A 24,610-nucleotide genomic window follows, 5' to 3' on the forward strand; every position below is an offset into this window, starting at 1 on the left:
TTTGAACCGTTTGCCACAAAACAATTTGCGAAGTTATAAACCTTCATGAACTGACATTACCCAATAATGTTGGTTCTTTTTTTATTTAAATAGAATTAGTTCTGGTTCAAAACCTCTAACCCCTGCTCTCCTCTGGTTTATTCCTCTTACTTTTCGCCTTCGGCTGCATTTTTGCTCTTGCTGTGGGTACGCCGGAAGCCTTGGGGCGGTCTTCTGGCTCAGATAGGAACCTCGTTTCACGAGTTTCTTATCTGCCCAGTTCTGTTGCCGGGTTGGGCCTTTCCGACTAACAGTACTTTCACTGCTTCGCAAAATTCTGCCTACGGCTAATGTTGGTGTGTGCTGATTTGGTTAATTTTAATCAATATTATTGGTGCTTTGGTATGGAGTGGGAAACTGTTATTTTGGTGCTTGATTTTTATTTTCCAATTATTTATTTTTAATTGTGGAGATCGTCATTCGTTTTTGTGAATGGGGATCTTGGTTTGGAAAATAATCGGTCACTGATGGTATTTTCGTTAATATTTGAATATATTTCATGTTCTTGACATAAAACAAGTTTTACAAGTTATAATTGTTTTTGTAGATACACGGAAGGTGGGATCGTATGATCAAACACATTTTTTCTGATATGGACGGTACTTTACTGGATAAAGTGGGTGGTATTTCTGCTACTAATGCCCAGGCTATTTATCGTTTAAATACTCCTTTCACTTTGGTGTCAGCTCGTGCTCCTATGGAGATGGATTTTGCTATGGATCGTTTGCAACTTAAGGACCCTCAGATTGCATTTAATGGTGGATTGATTTTTGAAAAAAATGAATCTGGTATGAATGTTTTGAGTGAAAATCCTATTGATAATGGTACTGTCGAAACTATTTTTAAGTTAATTAAAGATGAATTTCCTGAAATTAGTATTAGTTGGTACGGCTTAGAACATTGGTACTCTGAACGAAATAATCAAGGTACTGCTCTTGAATCTCGCTTTACTAATTTACTTCCTGACATCGTTACTCAAAATGAATTTCTTGATAGTGATGATACTCGGGTATTTAAGATTATGATGATTATTTTTGACGAAGAAGAACTTCAAGCAGTCGGAAAAGCTATTTTAGATTTGAAGTCGGACTTAATCAGTATTCAACGTTCGGGAACTTATTATATAGAAGTTACCAGCAATAAAGCTGTCAAATCGACCGGAATTCAGTTCATTATGGACCGCGAAGGATTGAAGAAAGATGAGCTAGTAGCCTTTGGCGACAGTCAAAACGACATACCAATGTTTGAGGCAGTTGGCTACCCAATCGTCATGGATAATGCTCCGAAAAACATAAAAGAATTGGCAAAATACGTTACACTAGCGAATCATGATGACGGAATAAGTTATGCCATCAATAATTACTTACCAACAATACAAGCCTAGATAATCGAAATCTCAAAGAATTGAGATTATACTTCAGCTAGAGTTAGCTTTGTTTTTTCACCTAGGGGTGAAATTATGGAAGGAATTATTACAGCAGGCCTCAGTGCATTATTCTTGGCAATCATCATATATCCAATTTATAGACACTTCGAGAAGAAAAAATTTCTAGCGAGATTAGACAAATCAAAGCATGAAAAATTTTTGGAAATATTTGGAAAAAGAACCAAAAAAATCGAATTTCTATTAATAGCTGGATTAGTGATCGTGGAATTTGGTGGAATAGCATTACAAAAAACCAATCCACCAGAAAAAGTAAAAACTGAAGCAACCACAAAGAAGTCGCCGACCAACAAAACAACAACAGAAACTAAGACCACAAAAGAAGCCGTCAATTATCAAGAAGTAAATACCAGAATAGCCAAATACTTGGAAGAAGACCAAGGATGGGCAATGGGAACACTAGATAACGACGGAAAGCCAACAGAGACCGGGACACCAAATGATGATTACGCATGGTCAATCTATGTCAGAAGCATCGAATTTGATAAAACCGGACAATTGAACATCAGCATAACTTCAGATTTCCAAGAATTCCCAGAAGCAGAAAAAACAGCCATAGGAAATCGTGCCCAAGGCATTGCCATGGCCGCAATGACCGACTATAAAGACATGACACCAGATGAAGTCCAAAAAGGCTTCTATACAACATTCACAAATGGCAATTATAATTATGGACATTCAAGAATTCTAAATTACAAAACATTTAAATGGGCAAAACCACAACACTAAAAAAGCGACCAATAAAAAAGGTCGCTTTTTGTTATGGATAAAAGTATACAAGATTTTAGGATCCAAGAAAGATTGATTGTCCAAGATGAAAATTTACAAGATCCGAAGATCCATCAGAATTTGCTTTAACTCAAGATGAAAATTTACGAGATTCGAAGATCCATCAGAATTTGCTTTAACTCAAGATGAAAATTTACGAGATTCGAAGAATCAAGTAAACCACCATAGAACCAGAACCAAACCCAAGTGAACCACACCAAAAATAAGATGGACATAAAACAAACTAAAGTTTTAGCCCAACCCAGATGTAGAAAGCAAATTGATTCCGGCTCAGTGTTGAGATTTCAGTTAGTGTGCAAAGCACACTTAGTGAAAGAGCAAGCTTTAAGATGATTGCGGTTCATGCAATTAGCTTAAAGTTGCTCCAACACGTTCCAGCCAGGGAATCAATTTGCTTTCGGAATCGGCAGTGAACAGCAACCAACAAAAATATTAGTTATCTTGTAATGTAGCAGCGATGTCAACCTCACGAATATTGACCTCCTGCGGCATCTCATACATAAACCTAACAGTCTCAGCCACATGAACAGGATCCAAAGTAATCCCACCCATAGACTGCTTCCAAGCTTCATACTCGCTCAAAGCACTGTCATCAGTAACATGCGTCAACAATTCAGTCTCAGCAGCACCCGGTGCAACCAACATAACACGTACATTATCACCAGAAACTTCTTGGCGAACAGTCTCACTCAATCCGTGCACACCATACTTACTTGCCACATAAGCCGCATGGTTTTGGAAAGCTTTAAATCCGGCAATTGAAGAAATATTTATGATAGTACCATGATGATTTTCTTTCATTTCTGGCAACACGATTTGCATTCCATTCAAAACACCCATTACATTGGTATCAAGCATAGTTTGCCATTCTTTAGATGATTGTTTCCAAACATTTCCTAATAGCATAAGTCCAGCGTTGTTTATCAACAAGTCAGTTGGACCATATTTTTTCTCAGCTTCATGAATTGCGGCGGAAAATTCTTCTTGATCAGTAACATCAGTGTGTCTGATCATAACCTCACCTGATAATTTCAAAGCTTCAATTTTTTCAGTACGACGTCCTAATAATAATAGTGGATAATCGTTGGCATTGAATATTTTTGCCATTGCAGCACCAAATCCTGAACTGGCACCTGTGATTACAATTAATTTTTTCATTATAAACTCCTATAATATCTATTTCGTCCGTTTGACGACTCCGAAATCCTATTATAGACTGAGATGATTATTTGAAAAGTACGCACTTTTTGGTAACTATCACGAAAGGAATCACGATATGTACGCAAATGAATTCGACGCCACAATGCAGATGATTCGTGGCAAATGGAAAATCAGACTTTTATATAAATTGAATGCTAATTCTCATTCAAGATTTAACACACTACAGCATGAATTAAATCCTATTACTCACAAAATTTTGGCAGAACAAATGAACCAATTGATCGATGATGGCTTGGTTGAACGACATGACTTTCATGAACAACCTCTTCACGTGGAATATAATCTCACAAAAAAAGGCCAATCCTTGATACCAGTCGTTGATGTTATCTGTGACTGGGGATTAGCCAATGTTGATATATCAGAGTTAAAAGAAACTCTGTGTGATTAATTTTAGAATCTAAGTCCAGGTAATCCACCTGCGACAGCCATTCCAAGAATGCCGACTACCAAGCAAAATACGATAACAGAAATAATCAAAGTTCTGTTTAATTGCCCTTTTGCTTTCTTGGCAAAAGAAATTTCAATCAAAGCAATGAAGATAATTGCCACTACGATTTTAACGATAAGTAAAGTTGGATCCTTTGCCCAAGCGTGACCGAAAAGAAAAATTCCACTTACGATTGCCACAATATAAAGAACTCGGGTGATCATCTCGTAAACTTTTGTGTTTGAGTCTGTAAATAATACCAATAATACTAAAATTGCCATAACGATCCAGGTAATTAAATGTGTCCATAACCAAATCATATATTCATCCTCCTAATTGACTGTTTTATCATAACATTAATTATATTTAAGGGGGAAACTCCGGAGGACAGGGATTCCACCTGCTGTGGGGCCGTCTCCAGCCAAAGTTCGGGCTTCCGTCTTGCTTTGAAGCCACGTGGTTCTTGTGTCTTCAAAGACACCCATGTACTAGGCTGGCGTTCCCGCCAACTTAGTACATTTTCACAGCTGGTTACATCCCTGTCCTCCTCCGTACTGAATTGGTACTACATTATAATTTTAAAGTACATAAACTGTAATAAAGTAAAATAACTATCTGACGTTAATCTTTTGAACAGGGTAATGTCTAACTATTGTAAACCATATAAATACAAAAAAACGACCGATTACAAGTAATCAGTCGTTTCAAGTGTGCTCCGCAAAGCATCACCGCAATTAATAGTATTATAACATTCACTTTACACAGAATATAACTCTAAAAGATTTAATTGGTCGCTTAAAAAAAAGTAATTTGATAATAAAATTCTACAATATATACATCCAACTCAAAGTATCAGACTAACTTAACCGAAGGAAGCCAGAGATGGAGGCAGCTGTGACAACGCTGTTAGCTGAGAATCAGCTTACAGCGTAGGACGGTTTTAAGACTGACAAGAACCACGTCAGACTCAAAATCGAGTCCTCAGACTGCATTTTGGCTGAGGACGGTCCCACAGCAGCCGTAATCTCTGGCATCCGCAGGTGGCAAGAAAGCACGAATCAAACCGGAAAAGCAATCCCGGAAAACAGCTTCAATTGCTGCAACAGCTCGTCCTGCAGTTCAACATTATCAGCACGTTCATCATAAGTATTAGGACTCATATGATAGAAATATTTTCCAGTAACAGAAAGATCATCAAACGTAGCCAACCAAACTTGTGAAGAATAGCCTTGCTTCAAGTCGTCGTTAGCTTCACTACCACCCATTTTAGTTGGTACCCAGCCTGGATCGACAGCATTTGCTGCAACATCTGGCCACAATCTGGCAACTGCTTTGGTTAACATCAAAATTTGTAATTTGGAAGACGAATAGCTCGTGTCTGCTTCCAAATCATCCATATCCAGTTTGCTGCCTTCATGCATCCCAGACGAAACATAAATAACTCGCTTGGGCTTTTTGATAAGTGAAGTGAGAATATATGGTGCCAACACGTTTACGTGAAAAATCATTTTGGTGTCTGAAGTATAAACTCCAGCGTTATTAATAATAGTGTCGAATGGGCCCTCATCATTTACTTGCTTAGCTAAGTTCTCAACTTCCGATTGAACCGCCAAATCACCAATCAAAACTTTTTGATCTGGTAATTCTTGATGAACGTCATCAGCACGCTTTTGATTCCTAGCATGGAGCACGACTTCATTACCTTGCTCAATCAATTTTTTGGCAGCCAATAGACCTAACCCATCAGTTGAGCCAGTGATAAAAATTTTTGTCATTCGAATTCACCCTCCCTGAATTAAGATTCAATCAATTTATAAAGATTATCCACGTTAATTTTTTCAGTAGTCAGATTTGGAATATTCTTCGTGATCCAAGCAATGTCCTTATCCCACCAAGCCAGCTTTTCTAACAATAAAATCTCTTCGACAGAAAATCTGTATTTAATAAATTTAGCAGGATTTCCACCAACAATTGAATATGGCTCAACATCCTTGGCCACAGTACTGTTTGCGCCGATAATTGCACCATCATTGATATGTACACCTGGTAAAATAGTCACGTTCTGACCAATCCAAACGTCGTTCCCAATCACAGTATCACCCTTTAGCGGTAAATCTGACATTTGTGGGACATTATTTGCCCAGTCACCACCAAGAATGTTGAAAGGATAAGTAGAAGCACCCTCCATCACATGATTAGCACCATTCATAATAAACTGAATACCACTAGCAATCGAACAGAATTTCCCAATAATCAATTTATCGCCAAGAAATTCATAATGATGAGTAACATGCTTTTCGAAATTTTCCGGATGATCAACGTCATCGTAATATGAGAAATCACCGACAACAATATTAGGCCGAGTGATTACATTTTTAATAAAAACTATTTCTTTCAAGTCTGGATTTGGATAAATTTCATCTGGATTAGGTATGTTCATGTGAAGAGCCACCCCTTTAATAGATATTACAAATATCATATCTCAATTGAATCGTAAATGTTATATATCCCTGATATAATCATTATAATAAATTGAATCGGAGGGAAAGCAAGATGGCAACAGACCGGATTTTTAAAATGACCTTCAGTAGCATTTACCCAATGTATATTCAAAAAGTAGAGAAGAAAAATCATACAATAGCCGAATTGAATCAAGTAATAAGTTGGTTGACCGGTTATGATGATGCAGCGATACAAAAGCAAATCGACAATAATGTAACAATGGAAGAATTCTTCAATCAAGCACCACATATCAACGACAACGCAAATTTAATCACAGGTGTTATTTGCGGAATCAGAGTAGAAGATATGGAAGATCCACTAGCACAAAAAATTCGTTACCTAGACAAATTAGTAGATGAAGTGGCAAAAGGTAAAAAGATGGAAAATATACTTCGTAAACCAAAGTAAAAGGAAGAGCCCAAGTAGACTCTTCCTTATTTTTATCTTGTAAAGTTAGTATCCTTATCAGTTAAAGCACCAACTAATTTGTGTGGCATATACTCTTCTTCCAAGTATTCAATGTCTTTGGGATCCAATTTCAAATCCAAAGCACGAACAGCACTTTCCAAATGAGACGGTTTAGTAGCACCAACGATAGGCGCAACGACTTGAGGTTTTTGTAACAGCCATGCTAAAGCAATATCAGCACGTTCAACGCCATATTTTTTAGCAACTTCACCAACACGGTCAACAATAACCTTGTCTTGAGATTCAGTAGAATCATATTTAGCACGAGCAGTTTTATCAGTTTCAAAACGCTTAGTAGAAGCACCCCAGTCACGAGCCAAACGACCAGAAGCCAAAGGACTATAAGGAGTCATAGCAATATTCTGATCCTCGCACAAAGGCATCATTTCACGCTCCTCTTCACGATAAAGCAAATTCATATGATTTTGCATAGAAACAAATTTAGTCCAATTATGCTTTTCAGCAATAGCTTGAGCCTTCTCAAGTTGCCAAGAGTACATAGCAGAAGCCCCAATGTAACGAGCTTTCCCAGACTTAACAACATCATGAAGAGCTTCCATAGTTTCCTCAATAGGAGTGTTGTAGTCCCAACGATGAATAATGTATAAATCAACATAATCCATATTAAGACGACCCAAACTCTTATCAATCTGAGACATGATAGATTTACGAGACAAGCCAGAAGAATTAGGAGAGTCTTCAGGAGTGAAGAAAACCTTAGTAGCAACAACCACTTCATCACGGTTAGCTTGAGAATTCAAAGCAGCACCAAGATATTCTTCACTGTCACCATGAGAATAAATATTGGCAGTATCAAAGAAATTGATACCCAAATCCAAAGCCTTACCAACAACCGATTTACATTGATCCTTACCAACAGCCCAAGGAAACATCGAGTTGCCAGGCTTCCCAAAACCCATAGTACCCATACAAATACGAGAAACATCCAATCCAGTATTACCCAATTTAGCATATTCCATAAATAATAACCCCCCGAGAGTAGATTCACGATTAAAGTTTAGTACAACAAAAGAAGTTAAGTAAGAAAAAAATCCCTTTGGACGAAAGAGAGACCCAAAGGGAAAATAATATTTATTCAGTTGAACTTGATTTTAAACTTGAACGTGACTTTGACTTTGAACTAAAAATCACGGATGATCAAAGGTCGAAGGACAATATTATGTATACTTTTTTAGACGTGGAAACAACAGACGCGGACAAGAATAAAAAGTTTTAACTAAACTAGTCGCGTGCCCACGAAAAAATAGGGGTATGCAAATGCTCCAATATCAGCCCGTCGGAAGGGTTCGTGGTGGCCAAGCCGTGGGGTTTGACTTAGCTTGGCAAAAGCCAAGCTTAGACAAAAGTTGTAATCTGATACCGCCCTTTGGATCAGATTCAACTCATGGCGTTCCGGCCACCACGAACCCGACCAGAGGGCGGCAGTGAACCACCACCACCAACTCATTAACTAACCTACAACAATACCTTCAATAACAACATCCTCAACAGGACGATCACCAGGATCGCGTTTAACCTTGCTAATAGCCTTAACAACATCCATCCCATCAATAACCTGACCAAAAACCGAATGCTTGTGATCCAACCAAGGAGTACCACCCTTCTTATAAGCAGCAATAACCTCTTCAGGATAACCAGCAGAGGCCATACTCTTGATCATCCTCTTAGGAACATTTTCATTAGAAACAATAAAGAATTGGCTACCATTAGTATTAGGGCCAGCGTTAGCCATCGATAAAGCTCCATTAAAATTAAACAATTCATCAGAGAACTCATCTTCAAAAGTTTCTCCATAAATACTTTCACCACCGGCACCAGTACCAGTTGGATCTCCACCTTGAATCATGAAATCAGGAATTACACGATGAAAAATAATTCCGTTATAATAATCTTTCTTTGCTAGTTCAACAAAGTTTTTGACAGTCTTAGGAGCTTGCTCATCAAATAATTGTATCTTGATATCTCCATGATTTGTCTTCATAGTTACTTTAGTACCAGTTTGATTTTCTAAATCTAATTGTGGGTATGCCATTATTTCTCCATCCTCAAATGTATTTACAATAATTCTATCTCATTTGCGAAAATTTTATTGGAATATTGTTTTAAATCGAGAAAATATTTTATGAACAATTAAAATCTTATCAGTTGAGGAACTCATTATGAAAAACAGCCTTGGAACTACAATAAGGAACGTCCGCGTCAACAAAAAAATGTCCCAAAAAAACTTGGCTGATGGTATCTGTGCTCAATCAATGTTATCGGCGATCGAAAACGACAAGTACACTCCAAATGCCAAACTGCTGATTGAATTGTGCAATCGATTGTCACTTAGTTTGACAGAGATCAGTCTTTCTCAAAATTTTGATATCAGTTCTATCGATAAATTCAATGATACTGTTGAAAAACTATGCAATGCTCATGAATACAAGCAGTTACACGAATTTCTTTTGCAGGATAGCGTCATCGATAATCTTAAATCTGATACACAACTTCAAGCCTATTATTACTATTTAAGTATTTCTCAGCTACAAACAGGCGACTTTGCGGAAGCTGAAAAGTCTCTGAAATTGTCATTAGCTGATATAAATCGACAGAGTTTATCAACTTTATCAAGATTGGGATACATGTCTCTGAGTCTTTTGAACGCGATAAAATTGCAGAATAAGTCGGCCATAGCTAACCTAAATGCAGCGTTCGAAAGCCTGTCCAATCAGCCTTATGAAGAAAATCAAAATATTCTCTTCTATCTTGCTTCTTTGATATATTTCAAAATACATGACTTGGCTAAATCAACAGATTATTTGAACCAAGGTATCAAATTTATTGCTAAAAATAATTCTCATTACATGTTGGCAAATTGTTACTTTTTATCTGCAGAATTGGCCGATACCTATAATCAACCTGATAAGGCCGCTGAAGCAAGAAAACGGGAGAAAATCTTTTCGGAATTATACGGAGAAAAAGTCTTTAAAGACATCTAAATACAACAATAGTCGCACTCAATTGAGTACGGCTATTTTATTTTATCCATCTTGCCTTCAAAACTTTGTAACGTGATTCGATTTCCTTTTTGGCAGCATCCCCAGAATAAACGATGCTAGTATCAAGATTATAAAAATCATGTTTAACATCTCGATAAGCTGAAAACCAGTTGAACGAACCCTCAATGATTATTTTCTTATCGATCATGACCACCTTACTGTGAACGTGATTCAGTTTGAACACTTGAGCGCCATATGCCTCCAAAATATTCAGACCCGCTTTGAAACTCGACTCCCGCTTCTTATTTAAATCAGGACTGACGAAAACATACACATTGATACCTTGCTCAGTTTTGTGACGAATCTCAGTTAAAATCTCCTGGCAATAATTTATCAACGTATACTCCGAGACGAACGGCGAAACAATGTAGACATTATTCTTAGCTTTTTCAATATTCGCAATAAGTTCATCATCATGTTGCTCCGCTCCGGTCAATGTTTTGACACGAGTATCCCCGGTAACTTCGAATTTTTCCAAACCTCGAATAGCATTTGATTCTTTAGCGAAAATTATTCTAGCTAACTTATCGGACGGTGAGTCGCCTTCCAATTTGAAAATACCTGTGTCACCAAAGACTAGAAAACTATCTTTCGCACGCGAAACGGCGACATTCAACATATTGATATTCGTATCGAAAAAGAAGTGATCATTGGTCAATGAATCTAGCGCCGTATAAACTGTCGAGAATATAATTACCGGACGTTCAGCACCCTGCATAGCATGGACCGTTCCCACTGTGATGTCATTTTTATCGAAATCATTCTGTTTTAGTGCATGCAAAATCTGAAGCTTTTGAGCCCTGAATGGTGTTATCACAGCCAGCACATCACCAATTTTATCCTTACCGTACATTTTAAGTAACGCAGCTTTTTCACTCTTGATCCAACTGGCAATAACATTGGCTTCGATGGGATTGGCATAGCTTCCATGGCTGCGAATCAGTTTTCCAGAAATATGACCATACCCCATTGGAGGCAACTTGCCTTCATAGTATTTCTTGGATGGTCTTCGACACGCCTGAAGTTTCCCATCGTATGCTAAATCATTACAGTATGAGATTATTTCCGGTAAACAGCGACGATGCTCACTCAAGAACAATCCACCCATATAATCAAACTTATGAAATCTACTTCTTCTCTGTGCAATTTCCATTAAATTTCCTGATGCAACTGATAAACCCTTGTCGATAAATTTCGATAAATCCTCGGGGCTGCTGGTAACCAATCGCTTGATATTGGCTTTATCGACTACCTCTGACAATGACCAAATCGGCTCAATCTGTTTAGTGTCACCGACTGCCAAATATTTCTTAGCTAATGAGAGACTGGCGGTCGCAATTTCCGGACTTACCTGACCAGATTCATCAGTGATCAACAAATCAATTTGGTTAAACAATGGTCTGTTTTCAAAAGTAAAAAATGGTGGTAACTGATATAAAGTCCCGACGATACAAGGCATCAACATAGCATACCGATGCCAAAGTTGAATATATTCATCTTCAGTATGAATAGCTTTTCCCAATTTGCCATCTTTATCCCGGCGATTCATTTCCAATAACCAGCGTGATTCCCAATAATGACTGGTTATGATGAACAAAATGTAACGGATGCCCATATCTAGCTGAGATTCAATATCAGCACTTCGGTCGATCTTATAGGTTTTACATAAATGTTGATACTGTAAGTCCGCACTTTCCAAACGAATTTTTTGTTCATTCAATTTAGCATATTCGATATTGTCTTGTTCAATTTCGTCATTCTTGGCGCCCAACGTTGCAATCTCATCGTGAATCGAAGCGATGCCTTTAATTTCAGAAAAACTTTCTCGCAAGTCTGCTTTATCCTTGGCTTTTCTACTAGGCAAAAGATAGAAATGTTTCTTTGAGTTGGCATAAAAGTCATCCCACTCTGCTTTCAAAGCCTGAAGTGATTCAATCGAACCATTAAGTTTAGAAATCTTGATATGATAACGTTCCATTTCAGCTTCAATTTTGTGAACTTCATCTTCGTATGTTAACGACACCTTACGTTTCAAAACTAATTCCGACAAGTCTTCAGATAGCTGATGAATCCATTTATGTAACAATTCGTGCGCAATTTTTACAGACTTTACATTGATATCAAAAGTCCGTTCAAATTCTGCTAGAAATCTGCCATTCATACTTTCTAGTTTCTCAGAAGTTACTGCCCGCTCAATTTGGTCCGGACGAAATGAAGTTAATTTCATCTTCATCTCAGACTTATTGCTACTGCTGGCAATATAGAGTCCATAACTATCAAATTCAGGGATCCAGCGATGTTCCAGGTCGGACATATTATCTTTTAAATATTGCAGGAATCCAGTTTCTGGTAATCGATCAATATCGAATTTTGACTTGGTATCGGTGTCAATTTTGAAACTATCGATAACATTAGTAACTGCCTGATTGTTGGTGGACGAGACCACACAAATAGGTGCATCATCCTCATCCAATGCGGCTTGGATCCAATTAGAACCAATGACACTCTGCAACAACGTAGTTTTACCAGTACCTGGGGGACCGGTAACGCCTAATATTTCTCCATCTTTTAAGGCATTCATATGTTCAATAACTTCACGCTGGCTAGGAGAAAGTCCAAATGAAGGCTTCATCTGGCCCAGATGTTTAGCTTCCATCAGCAACCGTTCGTCTTCGTTTAATAAATTAGTAGAAACTGATTCATCCCGACCGAGAAAATTTTCCAGCAAAGGTAGCTTGGTCTTCGTCTGCTCAATACTTTCATAGAGTTGAACGATCTTTCGCGCAAATCCACCATCAGGAACTCCTTTGGAAATCAGAACTCCAGCGACGGAACTGGTCTTGTTCAGCAGATCATCATAGTCATCAAACAACCCCAATCCAGTCACATACTTGAATAATTTGGAAGTCAGCTTGAGATAATCACTCCACTTTAAATCCTCAAATGAATGCTTATCAATAAACTCGAAATACTTATCAGTTACACCGATCGCATCATAATAGCTGCTTTCGGAAGGCGCCAACATATCACGTGGTATCCACGGAATACTGTTTTCAATAAAATTCAGTGTTCCATCTTTCCTCAGTAGAGCTGGAATTATCAGCGGATATAGATGCTTCTTACTGTATCCTTCCGTCAACAATTGAATTGGAAAAATAGTGATCTCAATTTCTTCTTTATCACCTAAAAATTTATCCAAGTCTTCATTAAGCAAAATTCCATTCTTGAAATCTTCATTAGATATCTTTAAACAATCATTTTTATCTGGAACATAACTTTCCAAATCGGCCTGTCGCAAGCTTTGATCATAATAATTTATCAATTTTTTCATATTAATTACGTCCTTGAAGCCAGACATATTATCTGTTTCGCCCACATTCTGGACCGCCTTAAAGACAGCTTCAATTAATAAGACTTACAAAAAAGGCAATAAAAAAGAGCTTGGATTTACCAAGCTCGATTATTTACGACAAAAAAGTTTATTGAGTACATTGTACATGAAAAATGATAGATAGAATCCAAATCCATAAAAGGCAGTCGTAACTCCGATTGCCATGCCCCATGGGGACCTGAATGATGGGACAGCGTACTGAACAATAAAGAATAACATCCCTACTAACACTAAAATTGAACCCCAAAACAGAAGATATTGATGTGGGATATATTGGAAAATCGCATGTGCTTCAGAATGACCACCGTCATCCTTTTGATAAAGTGGATTAACTTTTAAGTGATCCACATAATTAAGAATTGCCCAAACTGCGGCAACCAAAGTTGCTACCACGTATCCCATTACGAATGGGCCTTCGGAAGATCCGCGCAAACTCAAAAGATCCAACAAATATGCGGTAAAGAATATTACAACTGAAATCAGCAAAACCCATCCATATTTAATCTGTTGTATCGAAAATCTTTTCAATTTCAAATACCTCAACTTTTGGTTCCTATTTAAGACTCAATTTTAGTCCTAAATTACCAAGTTGCATAGTGATTTTTTTATGAAGAAATATTTTTAAAAGAATACTTTACTAACAACAATCATAAATCCAAGCAATACTACCGACGCTAATGAAGCTGCAGCAACAGCATTTTTCCCACTGCTGATAAAAGCTTTAAAGTTAACACTCATTCCTAGGGCAGCCATAGCCATGCCAAGTACTAGATAAGCTAATTTTACCAAGCCACCTAACAATGCGGCTGACATTGGCACAAATGTACCGATGATACTTGCTAACAAGAATCCCGCCATAAACCAAGGGATAGGTAATTTCTGTTTTTCAGCCGATGAAGACTTGTTGTTCTGATGTTGATACCAAATACCAATAATCAACGCTGCCGGAGCAAGCATCAAGACACGAGAAAGTTTGGTGATTATTGCTGCGTCCAAGCTGACAGCACCACCTGCGCCACCAGTTGCGATAGCGTGAGCAATTTCATGAAGTGAACCGCCCGCCATTACGCCAAATTGAGTAGACGACATCCCTAATAATGGTTTAATTGTGATTTCGATCAACGTAAATACAGTTCCCAATATCGCTACAATTGCCACGGCCAAAACTTCATCGTTACGTTTAGCCGATTCGTCGCCGTTCTCAGCCTTGATTTGTGGAGATATACCCATGACCGCAGCAGCACCACAGATTCCAGTTCCACTCGCTGTCAAAATTGCTAATTGTTTGCTGACACCGAATTTTCTAGCAATGTTATAAGTTAAGAAAATTACCCCAGTTACAACAACCATAGCCACCAAAATTGTTTTCACACCAGCATTTGCCAAGTCGATCAAGTTCAACTTGAATCCCAACAGAATTATTCCTAATCGCAAAAATTTATTGGAGATAAAACCAATTCCAACTTCCGCTGCCTTGATAGCTGGCCGGTATAGCTGAAAAAGCATCCCTAAAACTAAAGAAATAACCAGAGCCCCAATAATAGACAGGTAAGGAAGCCCACCCAAAACAGTTCCAAGAATCGAGCAAACTAATGTCATTACTAACGCGTAGTAAAATCCTCGTTCAAATAATTTAACGTACATATGTGAAGTCCCCCTTTGCATATTTAGAATTTTAATATACAGTTAGCATAAGTAAAAATTAGTAATTATTACATATACATAAATATTACTTATGAATGGAGAAAATATGCTCGATAAACGATATATGACCTTGAGCACCTTGGCAGAGACCAAATCCTACACTAAAGCTGCTAACCAGCTATTCATAACTCAACCCGCAGTTTCTCAACAAATCAAATCACTTGAAGATGAGCTGAATTTAAAATTAGTTGATGTAACAAATCGCAAAATAAAGCTGACTGATGTTGGTAAAAAACTTGCTACTTATGTAAAACAAATTGATTTGGAGAGTTCTAAAGTAATCGAACAACTTCAAAACGCTAATAAAGAAAGAAGTCTAAAACTTGGTTGTACACTTTCTTTAAGTTCTACCTTACTGCCACAGTTTATCAGCCAACTCTCCTCAACAACAAAAGTCATTACCACTGAGATAAACAATACAGATCACATCCTTCAAAACATTCGCGATGGAAAAGTCGATTTCGGTTTGATCGAAGGTAATTTCAATAAAGATGAATTCGACTCAATATTTTTGAGAAAAGAACAATTCATCTGTGTGACAAATCCAACTGTAAATTTGCAATCTCCAACAACAATTGAAAATATTTTCAACCAAAGCATTTTAATCAGAGAACGAGGTTCAGGTAGCCGAGAGATTTTTGAAAATTGGTTGGGAACTCAAAATTATCAGATAGAAGATTTTAAGCATATCGTCGAAATTGCTAGTCCAAATGTCATCATTAAACTACTGGAACAAAATTTTGGAATCAGTTTTATATATGAATCGTTAGTCAGAGACGAAATAAAAACTGGCAAACTAAAAAGACTAGCTATCAAGGGATTCGAAATCACTCATCCTATCAATCTAGTCTTTATGAAAAACAGCTATTTTTCTGATACTTATTTAAAAATTGCACGTTCAATTTTTCCTCAGGCAAACTTCGGATTCAAGAATAATCCAAATGGAAAAGCATAATATTTTAGCAAGCCAATATATTCATCTTTTGTGATCACACAATCATGCGTCAACATTACATATTTAACTCTGCCCTCAACCAAGGTGTAGTCATTTTGAACAAATCCATTTCGATTGTAAAATTTGATTCTACGATGTTTCTGATCATCTTTGGATGCAGCATCATCAGGTTTTTCTGCACACAGGAAAATGCGGTTATTAGGATACATATTAGTTATATGTTTCAAAATCTCCCCACCATACCCATGAGAACGGCTTTTAGCATTAACTGCTAAGTAAAACACATACGTGATATCTTTCCAGGTAATCAAATAACTCAACCCAACAAATTGCGTATTATCGTAAAATGCTAGGAATTGAATATTATCGCTCAAAGCTCGAAATCTCAGAAATAACCATGGAGTTCGTTCTTCACGCGGAAAAGCAGTTTTGAACAGATTTTTTATTTCATTGTATTGAGAAACTTTTGAATTGATAGCCTTAACCGTTAAACTCATTCTTCAGACAACTTCTTTTGTAAGTCGCGATCAAAATTGCGAGCCAATGGCGTAAATAAGATGTATGCACCACACAGCAAAGCACCAATACCAGCAATAACAAATAACATATTGACACCAATTTTATCAGCCAGAGGTCCAGCAAAAATAAGTCCAACTGGTCCAGAAATACTCATTAATGAATTCAAGATACCTAACACTCGACCTAATATTTCCGGTGGATAACTCTGTTGAATCATTGCCATCAATAAAGTATTGAAGAACGGAACTGACATACCAGCAATTGCATTTAGTATAGCGAACCAAATGAATCCTTTAAAATTACCTGGTAAAAAGCCACTAGGGATAAAGGCAGCTGCCATGACAAAAATTGACCACAGAATTGGTTTCATCCTATCTTTCCAGTTACCAAATAGCCCAATAATCGTTCCTCCCGCTAACATCCCAACTGAGAACACCACTTCGATAATTCCAGCTTGTGCGACAGTTCCATGGAAATAAGAAATAGTCATCAACGGATACATGCTTCCAGCGGGCATGAACAGTAATGTAAAAACGGAACCCATAATGGTAATTCTCCAGAGACCTTTATTCGATCTCAATTTGTCTAAACCAAATTTAACATCCTCAAATATTCTGATTTTTTCATCAAAAATAAGATGTTCGGGAATTTTTACAAAGATAATAATTGTCACTCCAACAATAGCACCAAGTACATCAAGAAGAATCAAGTAGCTTATCGGCACAATTGAATATAGTAGCGCACCCAAAGCAGGCGCAATAATCATGTTGGCAGATTGCACCATTCCTAATTGACCATTTATTTTGGTGATTTCAGATTCCGGTACCATAGTTGGAACGATAGACTGAATCGTTGGCATCTGAAATGTTTGTGCGATGGAACGGACTAACAATGAAACAAAAATCAGCCACAGAGGAAAATCACTACTGATTATTCCTACGGTTGCCAAAATTATTGCGACGACTGCGGCAACAATATCTGGAACAATAAGTAATATTTTCTTATTAGTACGATCCACAAATGGACCAATCAGCGGACTGAGTAATACCATCGGCAACATCCCCAATAATGTTGCAAAACTCAATATAGTTGCTGACCCTGTTTGCTTGGTCAAATACCATATAATCGCATATTGAACGACCATGCTAGTAACACCAGAAAAGAACTGTCCTGATAAAAACAAATACATATTAGAACGCCAATTTGGTAATAAACTTGTTTCTTGTTTCATTGAAATCCCTCCCTTTAATGAATTAAGCAGAAGTGTATTCTCTCACGTTCTGGGGGGGAGGTCAAGATTTATTTATGGTCATATATGACCGGTTTAAATGTAAAATAATTCATAATAGACAACAAAAACGGCTGATTAATTATACTTAATCAGCCGTTCTTCATCCACTCATCAAAGTTAGGACTCGCCTTAGGATCATAGTGACCATTTTCGTCAAATTTGACATTTTCAGTTGGAAAATCACGAATCAATTCTGCCCAATCTTCAGCCGTTGGAACTTTCCTTACTCTAACTTCATTATGTTTATCCATTTCAAACCAGACACTGTTACCTGGTTTTATATTTAAAGCCTTCCGAATCTCTTTAGGTATCTTGATTTTACTTTTTTGAGTAACTTTTGACTCGAATGATTGGCAATCTCTATTTACAGTGGAATCTTTTTTGTTAAATTTTTGTGAGTTCTTTTTATTGTTTGACATTAGTCATCCCTCCAATAATATTTAGTTTCCCGTACTAAATAACATCGGCACAATCCAAATATTTCATGCCATTGCCAAATTGCATTAACACCTTACTCTGCAAATTGGCATTTTCAAACAATACTTGCGTATATTCCTTATTAGCAATGTAATATGCTGCCATGTGAGCAAAATAGACAAAGTGGAGCATATTTACATACTCAGATTGGTCGTGAATTTTTAGGATATGTTTCTCAAAACCATTCACGACTTTATCGCCTATATTAACGTACGAAGGAATTTTGATAAATCTAATACTAGTACCTTGATGTTCATCAGCCCATTTTTTTGATTCCATACTTGAAACTGTATAAATGGTCGTATTTTTGTCTACAAAAATTAATCTAGACAAATCCATGGCGACTACTGCTTTGCCCAATTTGATCACCTCCAATTGGCATAATTTAAAGTAAATTTATATTACTTTATAAATTAATTTTATCATCTTGCGGAAAGCCGCTCCACATATCTGCCCTGCACTCATATTATTCATGATGTATAACAAACTTGTTAGGCTCATCTAAATTAATTGTTCACATATTCTAATATTAGAGCTAAAATATAGAGGTTATGTGAAAGGGGATTTATTTATGGCGTCAAATGAAAAATCCAAGGGGACTAAGTTGATCCAATATGCCAACGGTCCATCTTTGGAAGAAATAAATAGTACTGTCAAAGTACCAAAGGGGAAAGGCTTCTGGCCCACGTTACTAGCTTATTCCGGACCAGGAGCTTTGATTGCCGTTGGATACATGGATCCCGGTAATTGGTCAACTAGTATTACTGGAGGTCAAAACTTTCAGTACATGCTAATGTCGATAATCCTACTTTCGAGTTTGGTTGCGATGCTATTGCAATATATGGCAGCCAAACTAGGAATTGTGACTCAGATGGATCTAGCTCAAGCAATTAGAGCCAGAACAAGTAAGTCCTTGGGGATTGTCTTATGGATATTAACAGAATTTGCAATCATGGCGACTGACATTGCCGAAGTTATCGGTGCCGCCATTGCTCTGTATCTTCTGTTTCATATTCCACTAGTAATAGCCGTATTTATAACAGTTTTCGATGTTTTGTTACTGTTACTTTTGACAAAAATAGGCTTCCGAAAAATCGAATCCATTGTTGTCTGTCTTATTTTAGTTATTATTTTAGTTTTCGTGTATCAAGTTGCACTATCAGACCCTGACTGGGGTGGCATCGTTAAAGGATTGATCCCTTCAGCTGCCACATTTTCTGATTCACCAAGTGTTGGAGGACAAACTCCATTGACCGGTGCGTTAGGAATTATTGGAGCCACTGTTATGCCCCACAACCTATATCTTCATTCAGCCATTTCTCAAACTAGAGATATTGACCATAACGATGAAGATCAAGTTGCACAATCAGTTAGATTTTCAGGATGGGATTCGAACATACAATTAACTGGTGCTTTCTTCGTAAACGCCCTGTTATTGATCATGGGAGTTGCAGTTTTCAAAAGTGGCTCCGTCAAAGATCCTTCATTCTTCGGATTATTTGCTGCATTGTCTGATACATCCACTTTGAGCAACGGCCTATTGATTGGAGTCGCTAAATCAGGAATTCTTTCAACATTATTCGCGGTTGCCCTATTGGCTTCTGGCCAAAACTCAACCATTACTGGTACATTGACTGGTCAAGTCATTATGGAAGGATTCGTTCACTTACGTATGCCTCTCTGGTTACGTAGATTGGTCACAAGACTAATTTCAGTTATTCCCGTATTGATCTGTGTAATGTTGACCAGTGGTAAAAGCCCAATCGATGAACATAGAGCTTTAAATGATTTGATGAATAATTCACAGGTATTTCTAGCATTCGCACTACCATTCTCAATGTTGCCATTATTACTTATGACTGACAGTAAGGCGGAAATGGGAGAAAGATTTAGAAATCGCTTGTGGTTAAGAATCTTGGGATGGTTCTCTGTTATAAGTTTGACCGTTTTGAATATGAAAGGTCTGCCAGCACAAATCGAAGCATTCTTCGGAAATAACGCCACCAAGAGTCAACTGATGACCGCTGATTATATTTCCTACGCTCTGATTGCAGCTGTCGTTGGATTACTACTTTGGACAGTCATCGAGCTTTATCATGGAAATCAGAAGATTTCAAAAATTCAATCAAAATAATCTAATAGCTGATATGAGGAGAAAAAATCATGAGTGATAATATTTTTAAAAGGATATTAGTGGGAGTTGACGATTCAGAAGATTCTTTATTAGCTCTGAAGTATGCAATTCACACTGCCAAAGAAGATAAATCAGAATTATATATCGTTTCAATTCTCGAAAGTAATGATATGAACGTCTTTCAAGTTTTAGATAAAGACTACATTCATGGAGAAAGAGAACAATTAGAGGAACACATTCTTAAATTCAAAAATCTAGCTGAAAAAGCTGGAGTTGAAAAAGTTTTTGCCGTAGTTGATGAAGGTGAACCTGGAGAAACCATCGTCAAAAAAATAATCCCTAATGTTCACCCTGATCTGTTAGTAGTTGGATCAGAGGCGCGCAAAGGGATTTCAAAACACTTTGGAAGCCAAGCTGCCTATATGGCAAAATACGCGGACATTTCCGTAATGATTTTCAGATAAGCTGTGTTGATAGGAACACAGCAGATAAATGTCACTCGAGTACATCATTAGTTGATGTACTTTTTTATTTGTACAAGTTCTGAATTTCTGTAATTCGTTGAAGTAATTCCGCAATCAATTGTTTTGGTGCTTCTATATGAACTTTATTACCATATTTAATAATGCTTGCCATCGCAAACTCCTCATTATAGAAGTCTTTTTCTAATACAAGTACTCCATCCTTGACCACAGTTGGATTATCGTCAATAAAATCCTGCATCACGATATGTTTCATACTAAGGTCAAATTTCAAACTGACCTTATAGGATGACGCAGTTTTCTCACTCTCGACCATCTCAAAAGGCCGACGAATAAAGATTTCGCCTGTTTCAGTCAGCCCAACAATTCGGTCAACTCTAAAGTTACGAAGATCCTTTCTTTTCAAACAGTATGCCCAAACGTACCAACAGCCACCCTGAAAATAGATTTCCATAGGTTCAATACGACGTCGAGTTCGCTGACCTTCCACATCTTCATATTGAATCTCCAACAATTCATTCTTCTCGATGGCATTATAGATTTTGGCAGAATATCTAGCATCGGTTGGTTCTGCCATAATATGGCTTTCTTCTGATTCTAATCTCTGTGTGTTGGCTGAAAAATCATTATACAGAATTGAAATAATAAAAGATCTTAACTCATTTTCATTCAATGTATCATTGTTACCTTCAGCCAAGTGTTTAATTGCGAGAAAATTGTTAAGTGTCAGAAACTTTCTATTATTGTATAGAGGAGTATCCAGTCGATAGGAAATTTCAGTACTATGATGTCTGTCTATATGCAAACCTGCTTTTCGTAAAAATCCAACAGTTTCACGTAATTCATCATCTGTGGTGTCAGCGTAATTGATCAAATGCATTGAGCTGACCTCTTTTTTTGACAAAAGGATTAAGACCATAGTTAACATTCTTTCGAGCTTAGTGGGTTCAAACATTTTATTCCTCCTGGAAATACAGTACCAAAAGTATATCATTGATATTGCTTTCAACCTATGTAGCAATACCGTGTTAGTGGTTACATTCTATGCTAAATAATTCGTGATTTATTGATTAATTTTAGAAAAATAATATTTGGACAATTACTTTGGCAAATCCATACTACGTATGAAGCTAACAACCATTACAATTCCCGAATCTTTCGAATAATTTAGCCCGGCCTAAACTTCTTGTTTCCTTACGCAAACTTATACTTTATAGTGTGTCGTTAGGGAAAGGGGATTTAACTTATGTCTAATCAAAATCCTAGAGGTTCCAAAATGATGCAATACACAAACGGACCCTCTCTAGATGAAATTAATGGTAGCGTTAAGGTACCAAAAGGAAAAGGTTTTCTACGTACATTATTTGCCTATTCAGGCCCAGGGGCTCTAGTAGCCGTTGGATATATGGATCCAGGTAACTGGTCGACATCTATTACTGGAGGTCAAAACTTCCAATATATGTTGATGTCAATAATCCTACTTTCGAGTTTGGTTGCGATGTTACTTCAATACATGGCCGCTAAACTAGGAATCGTGACACAAACTGACTTGGCTCAGGCAATTCGAGCAAGAACAAGCAAGTCCTTGGGGATTGTTTTATGGGTATTGACCGAGCTCGCAATCATGGCGACCGACATCGCCGAAGTTATCGGTGCGGCAATCGCGTTATACCTACTGTTCCATATTCCATTAGTAGTCGCAGTTTTCATTACAGTCTTCGACGTATTACTACTATTGTTATTAACGAAAATTGGTTTTAGAAAAATTGAAGCAATCGTTGTATGTCTTATCTTGGTTATCATTGCAGTTTTTGCTTACCAAGTAGCTTTATCATATCCAAACTGGGGTGCCGTTGTGAAAGGATTAATTCCTTCAGCTCAAGCATTCTCAGATACACCAGTTGGTGGACATTCACCACTTACAGGTGCCTTAGGAATCATCGGAGCAACAGTTATGCCTCATAACTTGTACCTCCACTCAGCTGTTTCTCAAACTCGTAAAGTGAACCATAACGATGAAGAAGAAGTAGCACAATCAGTTCGATTTACAGCTTGGGATTCAAATATCCAATTAACTTTAGCTTTCTTCGTTAACGCCCTACTATTGATCATGGGTGTGGCTGTATTTAAAAACGGTGCAGTTGGCGATCCATCATTCTTCGGACTATTTAACGCACTTTCAGATACATCAACTTTAAACAATGACGTTCTAATCAGCGTTGCAAAAACAGGAATTCTTTCAACATTATTTGCTGTAGCCTTGTTGGCATCAGGACAAAACTCAACTATTACCGGTACATTGACAGGACAAGTAATCATGGAAGGATTCATCAACTTACGCATGCCAATTTGGTTACGTAGATTGATCACACGTTTGATTGCCGTCGTTCCAGTACTTATCTGCGTATTAATGACCAGCGGAAAATCAATGGTTGAAGAACATCGTGCCTTGAATGATTTAATGAATAATTCCCAAGTATTCTTGGCCTTCGCTTTACCATTCTCAATGTTGCCATTGTTGATCATGACAGGTAGCGCAAATGAAATGGGACAAAGATTCAAGAATAAACTTTGGATCCAAATCCTTGGCTGGTTCTCAGTAATTGCTTTAACATACTTGAACTTAAAAGGTTTACCAGGACAAATCGAAGCTTTCTTCAGTGAAAATCCTTCTGCTTTGCAGGTGTCCTGTTGTCTCGTATGCTTTGCATACGAAACTGGGTCAAGTGCGTACAAAAAGGCCAGACAATTTCTGTCTGACCTTTTTGTATACACTGTAATTTTTTATATGACTATTAGTCTGCCTGAACGATTTGTTTTCTCTAGTAATTCTTGAAGTGGTTCTCTGACGTACTTGTTATTTAGCATGTCTGGTATTTCTACTGTTCGTTCTGCTTCTGGTAATGAGAAGTTGGCTAATCTCACCGAAATGGTTGTCTCACTGGATGAACCTGGTACTTCACTTAATGGGAAGTTTGGTTCTCCGTATTTCTTTATTAATCTTTCTAGTAATTTTGCTTCAAATAATTCTGGATCATCTTTTATGAAATCTTGGTCTGCCAATCCTAATTCTTTTGACAAAATCATGATGTCATTTGGCGTTAAGTGTCCTTTTGTATATAGTTTTACGAATATTTGCGTGCCTGGTGGCATTGTATCCATTTTTAATCCATTCAAAAATTCAACTCTTCGATACTTATGAGCTGCCCATACTAATGTATTTGATGAATAATAATTGAATGACTCGTTATCGAACTTTTGATGCATTCTACTGATCATGCTTACTGCTTGTTCGACCATACTTCCTGCGTGGATATGTCTTTCTAACCCGTACAGGAAGAGAAACGCGTATCCTACATCATCGGACTTATCGATTTTCCCCAGCCATTTGACGTAATGATACTTCTGTTCTGGTGTCAGACTGTCATAAGATGGATAAAATTCTACTTTCGTTGTTGGATCTTCTCGTATTACCGATGACTTGCCAAATATAATTGACGGTTCAGCCACCATGCCCTCTTTAACAAATTCTTGGGTGTTTTTGTGCCGACCATCACCGAACCACAGTAAGTCATAAACTTCCTTTGGAATGATGTAATGATGTGCGTCGATTCTTACTTTTCTTGCTGCATGTGGATCGTTTGAAATCTTTGGTGCCGGTAATGCCATGTCTTTTCCAAATATTGTTGATAGAAAACCCATTAA

The 24,610-nt window shown here is 37.4% G+C and carries 24 protein-coding genes; 9 read left to right on the top strand and 15 right to left on the bottom strand.

The features are described from left to right. The first annotated feature begins 607 nt into the window (after positions 1–607). Both EKM63_RS09845 and EKM63_RS09850 read left to right on the top strand, forming a co-directional pair. Complete coding sequence (locus EKM63_RS09845; protein ID WP_125706176.1) at positions 608–1,423, top strand: HAD family hydrolase; 816 nt, start codon at positions 608–610, stop codon at positions 1,421–1,423. A 75-nt stretch (positions 1,424–1,498) separates the two neighbouring features. Then, positions 1,499–2,212 (top strand): hypothetical protein, encoded by a 714-nt coding sequence (locus tag EKM63_RS09850; protein ID WP_125706177.1) that lies wholly within the window; start codon positions 1,499–1,501, stop codon positions 2,210–2,212. A 492-nt stretch (positions 2,213–2,704) separates the two neighbouring features. Here the strand turns inward: EKM63_RS09850 and EKM63_RS09855 are convergent, their stop codons facing one another. After that, positions 2,705–3,430 carry an SDR family oxidoreductase gene (locus EKM63_RS09855; RefSeq protein ID WP_125706179.1) on the bottom strand — a complete coding sequence of 242 codons (726 nt, stop codon included), beginning with the start codon at positions 3,428–3,430 and terminating at the stop codon, positions 2,705–2,707. Positions 3,431–3,548: 118 nt separating this feature from the next. Here EKM63_RS09855 and EKM63_RS09860 point away from each other — a divergent pair, with 118 nt between their 5' ends. Continuing rightward, entirely contained in the window at positions 3,549–3,881 is a 333-nt protein-coding gene (locus EKM63_RS09860) for a winged helix-turn-helix transcriptional regulator (RefSeq protein ID WP_125706181.1), read from the top strand. 2 nt (positions 3,882–3,883) lie between these two features. Here the strand turns inward: EKM63_RS09860 and EKM63_RS09865 are convergent, their stop codons facing one another. The 3 genes from EKM63_RS09865 to EKM63_RS09875 form a co-directional block, all read right to left on the bottom strand. Beyond that, positions 3,884–4,240 (bottom strand): DUF1516 family protein, encoded by a 357-nt coding sequence (locus EKM63_RS09865; RefSeq protein WP_125706183.1) that lies wholly within the window; start codon positions 4,238–4,240, stop codon positions 3,884–3,886. Between the two features lie 738 nt (positions 4,241–4,978). Next, positions 4,979–5,695, bottom strand: coding sequence for an SDR family NAD(P)-dependent oxidoreductase (locus EKM63_RS09870; RefSeq protein WP_125706184.1), 717 nt, complete (start codon positions 5,693–5,695; stop codon positions 4,979–4,981). Positions 5,696–5,715: 20 nt separating this feature from the next. Then, complete coding sequence (locus tag EKM63_RS09875; protein WP_125706186.1) at positions 5,716–6,360, bottom strand: Vat family streptogramin A O-acetyltransferase; 645 nt, start codon at positions 6,358–6,360, stop codon at positions 5,716–5,718. A gap of 113 nt (positions 6,361–6,473) precedes the next feature. On the opposite strand from EKM63_RS09875, the gene EKM63_RS09880 reads away from it, so the two are divergent. Next, the gene (locus EKM63_RS09880; protein WP_125706188.1) at positions 6,474–6,830 is read left to right on the top strand and encodes a DUF2200 domain-containing protein; all 357 of its coding nucleotides are present in this window, start codon (positions 6,474–6,476) and stop codon (positions 6,828–6,830) included. Positions 6,831–6,862: 32 nt separating this feature from the next. Here the strand turns inward: EKM63_RS09880 and EKM63_RS09885 are convergent, their stop codons facing one another. Both EKM63_RS09885 and EKM63_RS09890 read right to left on the bottom strand, forming a co-directional pair. Then, complete coding sequence (locus EKM63_RS09885; protein WP_125706190.1) at positions 6,863–7,870, bottom strand: aldo/keto reductase; 1,008 nt, start codon at positions 7,868–7,870, stop codon at positions 6,863–6,865. A gap of 491 nt (positions 7,871–8,361) precedes the next feature. After that, positions 8,362–8,943 (bottom strand): peptidylprolyl isomerase, encoded by a 582-nt coding sequence (locus EKM63_RS09890; protein ID WP_125706192.1) that lies wholly within the window; start codon positions 8,941–8,943, stop codon positions 8,362–8,364. Positions 8,944–9,070: 127 nt separating this feature from the next. Between EKM63_RS09890 and EKM63_RS09895 the strand changes: the two genes are divergently transcribed. Next, the gene (locus tag EKM63_RS09895; protein WP_125706193.1) at positions 9,071–9,892 is read left to right on the top strand and encodes a helix-turn-helix transcriptional regulator; all 822 of its coding nucleotides are present in this window, start codon (positions 9,071–9,073) and stop codon (positions 9,890–9,892) included. Positions 9,893–9,929: 37 nt separating this feature from the next. On the opposite strand, the gene EKM63_RS09900 is transcribed toward EKM63_RS09895, so the two are convergent. From EKM63_RS09900 to EKM63_RS09910, 3 genes are all read right to left on the bottom strand, one after another. Further along, positions 9,930–13,283, bottom strand: a complete 3,354-nt coding sequence (locus EKM63_RS09900; RefSeq protein ID WP_164504950.1) for an AAA domain-containing protein — start codon at positions 13,281–13,283, stop codon at positions 9,930–9,932. A 129-nt stretch (positions 13,284–13,412) separates the two neighbouring features. Further along, on the bottom strand, positions 13,413–13,871 hold the full coding sequence (locus tag EKM63_RS09905; RefSeq protein ID WP_125706197.1) for a hypothetical protein: 459 nt from the start codon (positions 13,869–13,871) through the stop codon (positions 13,413–13,415). A 93-nt stretch (positions 13,872–13,964) separates the two neighbouring features. Continuing rightward, positions 13,965–14,987 carry a YeiH family protein gene (locus tag EKM63_RS09910; protein ID WP_125706199.1) on the bottom strand — a complete coding sequence of 341 codons (1,023 nt, stop codon included), beginning with the start codon at positions 14,985–14,987 and terminating at the stop codon, positions 13,965–13,967. Between the two features lie 106 nt (positions 14,988–15,093). Between EKM63_RS09910 and EKM63_RS09915 the strand changes: the two genes are divergently transcribed. Then, positions 15,094–16,002 carry a LysR family transcriptional regulator gene (locus EKM63_RS09915; protein WP_125706201.1) on the top strand — a complete coding sequence of 303 codons (909 nt, stop codon included), beginning with the start codon at positions 15,094–15,096 and terminating at the stop codon, positions 16,000–16,002. Here EKM63_RS09915 and EKM63_RS09920 read toward each other — a convergent pair. The 4 genes from EKM63_RS09920 to EKM63_RS09935 all read right to left on the bottom strand — a co-directional run bounded on the left by EKM63_RS09920 (position 15,957) and on the right by EKM63_RS09935 (position 18,649). Further along, positions 15,957–16,499, bottom strand: coding sequence for a GNAT family N-acetyltransferase (locus EKM63_RS09920; protein ID WP_125706203.1), 543 nt, complete (start codon positions 16,497–16,499; stop codon positions 15,957–15,959). The two genes, EKM63_RS09915 and EKM63_RS09920, sit on opposite strands and share 46 nt — an antisense overlap. After that, the gene (locus EKM63_RS09925; protein ID WP_125706205.1) at positions 16,496–17,752 is read right to left on the bottom strand and encodes an MFS transporter; all 1,257 of its coding nucleotides are present in this window, start codon (positions 17,750–17,752) and stop codon (positions 16,496–16,498) included. Before EKM63_RS09925 ends, EKM63_RS09920 begins: the two co-directional genes overlap by 4 nt. Positions 17,753–17,901: 149 nt before the next feature. Then, positions 17,902–18,231, bottom strand: a complete 330-nt coding sequence (locus tag EKM63_RS09930; protein WP_125706207.1) for an AbrB/MazE/SpoVT family DNA-binding domain-containing protein — start codon at positions 18,229–18,231, stop codon at positions 17,902–17,904. 34 nt (positions 18,232–18,265) lie between these two features. Beyond that, positions 18,266–18,649 carry a hypothetical protein gene (locus tag EKM63_RS09935; protein WP_125706209.1) on the bottom strand — a complete coding sequence of 128 codons (384 nt, stop codon included), beginning with the start codon at positions 18,647–18,649 and terminating at the stop codon, positions 18,266–18,268. Between the two features lie 211 nt (positions 18,650–18,860). On the opposite strand from EKM63_RS09935, the gene EKM63_RS09940 reads away from it, so the two are divergent. Further along, positions 18,861–20,423: an Nramp family divalent metal transporter gene (locus EKM63_RS09940; RefSeq protein WP_125706211.1), complete on the top strand. Its 1,563-nt coding sequence runs from the start codon at positions 18,861–18,863 to the stop codon at positions 20,421–20,423. A gap of 29 nt (positions 20,424–20,452) precedes the next feature. Then, positions 20,453–20,887 (top strand): universal stress protein, encoded by a 435-nt coding sequence (locus EKM63_RS09945; RefSeq protein ID WP_125706213.1) that lies wholly within the window; start codon positions 20,453–20,455, stop codon positions 20,885–20,887. 64 nt (positions 20,888–20,951) lie between these two features. Here the strand turns inward: EKM63_RS09945 and EKM63_RS09950 are convergent, their stop codons facing one another. After that, entirely contained in the window at positions 20,952–21,860 is a 909-nt protein-coding gene (locus EKM63_RS09950) for a helix-turn-helix transcriptional regulator (protein WP_164504951.1), read from the bottom strand. 291 nt (positions 21,861–22,151) lie between these two features. On the opposite strand from EKM63_RS09950, the gene EKM63_RS09955 reads away from it, so the two are divergent. Continuing rightward, positions 22,152–23,741 carry an Nramp family divalent metal transporter gene (locus EKM63_RS09955; RefSeq protein ID WP_125706217.1) on the top strand — a complete coding sequence of 530 codons (1,590 nt, stop codon included), beginning with the start codon at positions 22,152–22,154 and terminating at the stop codon, positions 23,739–23,741. Here EKM63_RS09955 and EKM63_RS09960 read toward each other — a convergent pair. Then, complete coding sequence (locus EKM63_RS09960; protein WP_125706219.1) at positions 23,690–24,607, bottom strand: TerB N-terminal domain-containing protein; 918 nt, start codon at positions 24,605–24,607, stop codon at positions 23,690–23,692. The genes EKM63_RS09955 and EKM63_RS09960 overlap by 52 nt on opposite strands. Positions 24,608–24,610: the final 3 nt, after the last annotated feature.

The organism is Companilactobacillus mishanensis, assembly GCF_003946505.1.
GTDB lineage: Bacteria > Bacillota > Bacilli > Lactobacillales > Lactobacillaceae > Companilactobacillus > Companilactobacillus mishanensis.

What these genes read in the sequence shown, in the direction of transcription:
- EKM63_RS09845 (WP_125706176.1), top strand. Translation starts at nt 608, where the DNA reads ATGATCAAACACATTTTTTCTGATATGGACGGTACTTTACTGGATAAA.
- EKM63_RS09850 (WP_125706177.1), top strand. Translation starts at nt 1,499, where the DNA reads ATGGAAGGAATTATTACAGCAGGCCTCAGTGCATTATTCTTGGCAATC.
- EKM63_RS09855 (WP_125706179.1), bottom strand. Translation starts at nt 3,430, where the DNA reads ATGAAAAAATTAATTGTAATCACAGGTGCCAGTTCAGGATTTGGTGCT.
- EKM63_RS09860 (WP_125706181.1), top strand. Translation starts at nt 3,549, where the DNA reads ATGTACGCAAATGAATTCGACGCCACAATGCAGATGATTCGTGGCAAA.
- EKM63_RS09865 (WP_125706183.1), bottom strand. Translation starts at nt 4,240, where the DNA reads ATGATTTGGTTATGGACACATTTAATTACCTGGATCGTTATGGCAATT.
- EKM63_RS09870 (WP_125706184.1), bottom strand. Translation starts at nt 5,695, where the DNA reads ATGACAAAAATTTTTATCACTGGCTCAACTGATGGGTTAGGTCTATTG.
- EKM63_RS09875 (WP_125706186.1), bottom strand. Translation starts at nt 6,360, where the DNA reads ATGAACATACCTAATCCAGATGAAATTTATCCAAATCCAGACTTGAAA.
- EKM63_RS09880 (WP_125706188.1), top strand. Translation starts at nt 6,474, where the DNA reads ATGGCAACAGACCGGATTTTTAAAATGACCTTCAGTAGCATTTACCCA.
- EKM63_RS09885 (WP_125706190.1), bottom strand. Translation starts at nt 7,870, where the DNA reads ATGGAATATGCTAAATTGGGTAATACTGGATTGGATGTTTCTCGTATT.
- EKM63_RS09890 (WP_125706192.1), bottom strand. Translation starts at nt 8,943, where the DNA reads ATGGCATACCCACAATTAGATTTAGAAAATCAAACTGGTACTAAAGTA.
- EKM63_RS09895 (WP_125706193.1), top strand. Translation starts at nt 9,071, where the DNA reads ATGAAAAACAGCCTTGGAACTACAATAAGGAACGTCCGCGTCAACAAA.
- EKM63_RS09900 (WP_164504950.1), bottom strand. Translation starts at nt 13,283, where the DNA reads ATGAAAAAATTGATAAATTATTATGATCAAAGCTTGCGACAGGCCGAT.
- EKM63_RS09910 (WP_125706199.1), bottom strand. Translation starts at nt 14,987, where the DNA reads ATGTACGTTAAATTATTTGAACGAGGATTTTACTACGCGTTAGTAATG.
- EKM63_RS09915 (WP_125706201.1), top strand. Translation starts at nt 15,094, where the DNA reads ATGCTCGATAAACGATATATGACCTTGAGCACCTTGGCAGAGACCAAA.
- EKM63_RS09920 (WP_125706203.1), bottom strand. Translation starts at nt 16,499, where the DNA reads ATGAGTTTAACGGTTAAGGCTATCAATTCAAAAGTTTCTCAATACAAT.
- EKM63_RS09925 (WP_125706205.1), bottom strand. Translation starts at nt 17,752, where the DNA reads ATGAAACAAGAAACAAGTTTATTACCAAATTGGCGTTCTAATATGTAT.
- EKM63_RS09930 (WP_125706207.1), bottom strand. Translation starts at nt 18,231, where the DNA reads ATGTCAAACAATAAAAAGAACTCACAAAAATTTAACAAAAAAGATTCC.
- EKM63_RS09940 (WP_125706211.1), top strand. Translation starts at nt 18,861, where the DNA reads ATGGCGTCAAATGAAAAATCCAAGGGGACTAAGTTGATCCAATATGCC.
- EKM63_RS09945 (WP_125706213.1), top strand. Translation starts at nt 20,453, where the DNA reads ATGAGTGATAATATTTTTAAAAGGATATTAGTGGGAGTTGACGATTCA.
- EKM63_RS09950 (WP_164504951.1), bottom strand. Translation starts at nt 21,860, where the DNA reads ATGTTTGAACCCACTAAGCTCGAAAGAATGTTAACTATGGTCTTAATC.
- EKM63_RS09955 (WP_125706217.1), top strand. Translation starts at nt 22,152, where the DNA reads ATGTCTAATCAAAATCCTAGAGGTTCCAAAATGATGCAATACACAAAC.
- EKM63_RS09960 (WP_125706219.1), bottom strand. Translation starts at nt 24,607, where the DNA reads ATGGGTTTTCTATCAACAATATTTGGAAAAGACATGGCATTACCGGCA.